Origin of the sequence: Hydrogenobaculum sp. (assembly GCF_049967395.1) — a bacterium.
In the GTDB taxonomy this organism is placed as follows: Bacteria; Aquificota; Aquificia; order Aquificales; family Aquificaceae; genus Hydrogenobaculum.
Genome location: NZ_JBMFST010000085.1, coordinates 1 through 2,633, shown reverse-complemented (window position 1 = coordinate 2,633; position 2,633 = coordinate 1). Strand labels below are relative to the sequence as shown.

The window sequence follows — 2,633 nt, the reverse complement described above, 5'->3', positions numbered from 1 at the left end:
TCTAGCAGATTGATACCATTGGTATTGCAAGATGTGTTTTCAAGGTATGCTGATAACCAAAGCTTTGAATTCTTAGTGCCCACGAAAGAAAGTCTTCGGACTCTAAACATAACAAACGTAGCTTATTTTATCGTAGAAGCCCAAGATGAGAGTATGGTAAGAGATATATGTATAAAAATAGAGGATGAGATAATAGACTCTTTGTATCAAAAACTCAACACTGCCATTGATAACTTATTGAATAATAAAGATGTGAATAAAAGCCTGACGGAACACTACATTAAAAATGAAGGTTTTAATAAATACTTGATAGAATATCAAATTAAACATGCTTTAAACGTAGTGTGGGCAGGAACTATTTTAGAAGATGATATTAAAAAAGCCAAAGAAGAGGTGGATAAAGCCCTTGCTTATATAAAAAGCTCTAAAGAGATAGATGACGGTTTTATAGAAGGCATAGAACTTTTAAGAAGAGGCAATAACCTTTACAGTGAAAATGACTATTTAGAATTTGTAAAAAAGCAAGAAAACATTGGATATAAGCATCTTGCTGGAGCTTATATGTGTAGTCTGTGTGGTATGAGAGGGGTTTTGGGGGCAACGGTGGAAGACCCAAAAGGTAAAGGATTTTGGAAATCTATAGAAAAGAGTCCTTTGCTTGATGCTTCAGAGCGCTTGTGTGGTTTTTGCCTTGGTAAGAGGATATACGAATACAACAAAGAAAGCAAATTTGAGTCGGTGGTAAATTTTGCTTTAAGAGAATACAGCGACGAAGCATATGAAAAATTACTGGCTTTAGTTAAAAAATACAATTTTGAAGACATACAGCATGTATATCCAGAGTATTTGGAAGAAAGGAAAGATATTAAAGAGGAGTTTGAAAACTTTTACAAAGAGTATGGAAAACCAAACAAATACTACGCTCTTATTATGCTGGACGGGGATTATATGGGGCAAAAGGTAGATGAAGCTTTTAAGTCTTTAGATGAGATAAAAAAGTTTACAAACAAGCTATCTTCTTACGGGGATAAGTTTAAAAAGATATTGGAACATCAAAAGGGCAAGGTGATATACACCGGTGGGGATGATTTGCTTGCCGTAAGTCCAAAATCCAACGCTTTGGGCGTATATAAAGAAGTGTGTGAAAGTTTTGATCTATCTACTATGAGCGGTGGTGTCGTGATAGCCCACTACAAGCTACCTCTTAACTATGTCTTAGAAGAACTTAGAAAAGCTGAAAGCCTTGCAAAATCACTCGGCAAGGAAGGAGTTTATATAAAGTATGTCAAACACTCTTATTCTTCTTCGGGTGCTTTTATAAAAAAAGATATGATAGAGGATTTTCTAAGGGTAGTTGACATGATGAAATCTGAGGATTTTCCAAACACTTTCGTATCACAGCTTTATACGCTTTTAATACCTTATATGTACAACCAACAAAACGATGCAGATCTAATGAAAAATCTCATAAATTATCTTTTAAACAAGAAAAAATTTGGAAGAAAAGAAGAGTTTAAAAAGCTGTTGTATGAAAGCACGTTGTTTGATATCAAAAATCCTAAGGATTTGATAGATAAGCTAAAAGTGGCTAAATTTTTGGCAAATCAGGGAGAGTAGCGATGATTTTAACTGCTTACGATGTTTTTATATTTGCTAAAGGTATTGATTTTGAAAAGCAAGAAGAAAATTTTAGAGAAGGAAGGTTTTTCTTAAATCCTATACCGTTTTTAGGGGCTTTTAACAAAATATCAAACAAGAATTTGAATATAAAATTTATATCACTTTTTAAAGACAACAAAGCGTTTTTTAAGCTGCCGCTCGATATAAAAAGATTAAAAGAAAAAAAAGATTACATAAGCCCAAAACTTAAAAAAGCTAGCAATATCATCTCAAAAGAACCTATAGAGTATATTCTTGATTACAATACACAGGAAAAGATTCAAGACCCCAACGAATACGTAGATTCAAATATAATGCTAAATTATTTAACTGGTAAAAGCTTGGATATATCGGAAGAAAACATGCTAAAAACATACGAAGAGATAAGAACAGGGATAGAAATAGACAACAACACCAAAACCACCGTAGAGGGGGCATTGTTTACTCAAATTTTTACAAGATTTGATGAAGGCGTAGGAGTGCTTGTAAAGTTTGATGAAGATGTAAATGTAGATTGTATTCCAATAGGTGGAGAGGGTAAAGTGTTTAAAGTAGTGAGCGAAGATGTCGATGTTGTAAGATATTTCAACGATGCAAAGGATATTATAAAACAATACATACTTAAAACGAGCTTTTTCAAAATAATACTTTTAAGCCCTACAAACGGTATACCAAATATAGAAGGGGCTAAACTTACAGCTAAAATGCTTGGAAAGCCTCTTACTTTCAGCGGATGGTTTAGAAATAGACCCACTAGGGTTTTCAAGTTGATGCCGGAAGGAAGCGTTTTTTACTATAAGCTTGAAGACAAAAGTAAATTAGAGCATATTTTTGAAAGATTTTGGTTTAGGCCTTCGTTTTTGGTAAAAGAATACCCTTATTTTGATACTAAAAATACATCTGGGTTTGGTTTAACTACGATAGGTGTTGTAAAAGAGGAGGATATATTATGAAGATAGTAGTCTATCATCAGC

The 2,633-nt window shown here is 33.3% G+C and carries 2 protein-coding genes; both read left to right on the top strand.

Translation table 11 applies throughout. The features are described from left to right. The coding region (cas10, locus tag ACP5S8_RS08065; RefSeq protein ID WP_461876428.1) for a type III-B CRISPR-associated protein Cas10/Cmr2 at positions 1-1,617 on the top strand (1,617 nt) is incomplete at its 5' end. A gap of 2 nt (positions 1,618-1,619) precedes the next feature. Then, the gene (locus tag ACP5S8_RS08060) at positions 1,620-2,612 is read left to right on the top strand and encodes a type III-B CRISPR module-associated Cmr3 family protein (protein ID WP_461876427.1); all 993 of its coding nucleotides are present in this window, start codon (positions 1,620-1,622) and stop codon (positions 2,610-2,612) included. Positions 2,613-2,633 lie beyond the last annotated feature (21 nt).

What these genes read in the sequence shown, in the direction of transcription:
- ACP5S8_RS08060 (WP_461876427.1), top strand. Translation starts at nt 1,620, where the DNA reads ATGATTTTAACTGCTTACGATGTTTTTATATTTGCTAAAGGTATTGAT.